The sequence below is a fragment of the Aeromicrobium sp. genome, assembly GCF_025965075.1.
In the GTDB taxonomy this organism is placed as follows: Bacteria; Actinomycetota; Actinomycetes; order Propionibacteriales; family Nocardioidaceae; genus Aeromicrobium.
Genome location: NZ_JAOPXQ010000084.1, coordinates 1 through 2789 on the forward strand (window position 1 = coordinate 1; position 2789 = coordinate 2789).

Annotated in this window: 2 protein-coding genes; both read left to right on the forward strand. The window is 70.1% G+C overall.

Features of this window, described 5'->3' with window-relative positions:
* Positions 1-278 (forward strand): VIT1/CCC1 transporter family protein (locus tag JWQ91_RS05485; RefSeq protein ID WP_297781781.1); only part of this gene is annotated, 278 nt, incomplete at its 5' end.
* 179 nt (positions 279-457) lie between these two features.
* Positions 458-2789: glutamate synthase central domain-containing protein (locus tag JWQ91_RS05490; protein WP_297781783.1), on the forward strand; the 2332-nt coding region annotated here is incomplete at its 3' end.

The window sequence follows — 2789 nt, forward strand, 5'->3', positions numbered from 1 at the left end:
CCGACGACCTGGCGTCGCCGAGCCTCGCCGCGCTGTCGTCGTTCTTCGCGTTCGCCCTCGGCGCCGTCATCCCGCTGCTGTCCTACCTCGTCGGCATCGAGTCGGCGTGGCCGGCGATCGTCCTGTCCCTGGTCGGCCTGTTCGCGTGCGGCGCGGTCGTCACCCGCATCACGGCCCGGTCGTGGTGGTTCGGCGGGACCCGCCAGCTGCTCCTCGGCGGCGCCGCCGCCGGCCTGACGTACCTGGTCGGCGACCTCGTCGGCGCCTCGCTCGGCTGAGGGCAAGCCCACCACGCGCCGTGCGGCGTCTCCATCGTCAAGACGACCTGACGGGCCTGCGACGGCCCACCCCGTGCCTGTCACGACACATCCGTGTAACCTTGTGACGCTGTCCGAGGCCAATGTCGTCCCCGGTACGAATTTTCGTGACCATCGATGACGTGAGAGAGGGCCCCAGCATGCACGCCCAGCCCCGTTCCTTCCTGTCGACGCTGCCGCCGGCCCAGGGCCTGTACGACCCGGCCAACGAGCACGACGCCTGTGGTGTCGCCTTCGTCGCGACCCTGACCGGCGTCGCCAGCAACGACATCGTCGCGAAGGGCCTCACGGCGCTCCGCAACCTCGACCACCGCGGTGCGGTCGGCGGCGAGCCCGACACGGGTGACGGCGCCGGCATCCTGATCCAGATCCCCGACACGTTCCTGCGTGCCGTCAGCGGCGTCGAGCTGCCCGCCCGCGGCTCCTACGCCGCCGGCATGGCGTTCCTGCCGCTCGACGAGGCCAAGGCCGCCGAGGCGCGCCTCGCCATCGAGGCGCTCGCGGTCGAGGAGAACCTCACGGTCCTCGGCTGGCGCGACGTCCCGGTCAACCCCGAGATCCTCGGCTCGATGTCCCGCGGCGCGATGCCGTCGTTCGCCCTGATGTTCGTGACCTCCGACGAGGGCCGCGCCGGCATCGAGCTGGACCGCGCGACGTACGGCCTGCGCAAGCGCGCCGAGCACGAGCTCGAGGTCTACTTCCCGTCGCTGTCGGCCCGCACCCTGATCTACAAGGGGATGCTGACGACCGAGCAGCTGGAGAACTTCTTCCCCGACCTGCTCGACGAGCGCATGGAGTCGGCGCTGGCGATCGTGCACAGCCGGTTCTCGACCAACACGTTCCCGAGCTGGCCGCTGGCCCACCCGTTCCGGTTCATCGCCCACAACGGCGAGATCAACACCGCACGCGGCAACCGCAACTGGATGCGGGCGCGCGAGGCGCTGCTGGAGAGCGACCTGATCCCGGGTGAGATGAAGCGCCTGTTCCCGATCTGCGACCCGCTCGGCAGCGACACCGCCTCGTTCGACGAGGTCCTCGAGCTGCTGCACCTCGGCGGCCGCTCGCTCCCGCACTCGGTCATGATGATGATCCCCGAGGCGTGGGAGAACGACACCGACATGGACCCCGCCCGCCGGGCGTTCTACGAGTTCCACTCCTCCGTCATGGAGCCGTGGGACGGGCCCGCCGCGGTGTGCTTCACCGACGGCACCCAGATCGGCGCGGTCCTGGACCGCAACGGGTTGCGCCCCGGCCGCTACTGGGTCACCGAGGACGGCCTGGTCGTCCTGGCGTCGGAGGCCGGCGTCCTCGACATCGACCAGAAGTCGATCGTCCGCAAGGGCCGCCTCGAGCCGGGCAAGATGTTCCTGCTCGACCTCGACGAGCACCGCATCATCGAGGACCACGAGATCAAGAACACCCTCGCCTCGGAGCAGCCCTACGACGAGTGGCTCTACTCGGGCCTCGTCCGCTTCGAGGACCTGCCCGACCTCGAGCACATCGTGCACACCCACGCCTCGGTCACCCGGCGCCAGCAGGTCTTCGGCTACACCGAGGAGGAGCTGCGCGTCCTCATCGCCCCGATCGCCCGTACGGGCGCCGAGGCGATCGGGTCGATGGGCACCGACACGCCGATCGCGGCGATCTCGGACCGGCCCCGCCAGCTGTTCGACTACTTCTCGCAGCTGTTCGCGCAGGTCACCAACCCGCCGCTGGACGCGATCCGTGAGGAGGTCGTCACGTCGCTGGCCGGCACGATCGGGCCCGAGCGCAACCTCCTGGCGCCGACCGCCGCGTCGTGCCGGATGCTGCAGCTGCCGTTCCCGGTGCTCGACAACGACGAGCTCGCCAAGATCCGGCACATGAACAAGGACGGCGACATGCCGGGCTTCTCGGTCCACGTCGTCCGTGGTCTGTACGACGTGCACGGTGGCGGCATCGCGCTCAAGGCCAAGCTCGACGAGATCTGCGCCGAGGTGTCCGCCGCGATCGCCAAGGGCGCCCGCATCATCGTGCTGTCGGACCGACACTCCAATGCCGACCTGGCCCCGATCCCGTCGCTGCTGCTGACCGGTGCGGTGCACCACCACATGGTGCGCGAGAAGCTCCGCACCCAGGCCGGGCTCATCATCGAGGCCGGTGACGTGCGCGAGGTCCACCACGTCGCGCTGCTGATCGGCTTCGGCGCGACCGCGGTCAACCCCTACCTCGTGCTGGAGACCGCCGAGGACCTGGCCCGCGAGAAGGTCTTCGTCGAGGGCGTCGCCCCCGGCCAGGCGCTGCGCAACGTCGCCTACGGCCTGGGCAAGGGCGTCCTCAAGGTCATGAGCAAGATCGGCGTCTCGACCGTCGCGTCCTACACCGGCGCGCAGATCTTCGAGGCCGTCGGCCTGTCCCACGACGTCGTCGACGCGTACTTCACCGGCACGTCGTCCAAGCTCGGCGGCGTCGGCCTCGACGTGCTCGCCGAGG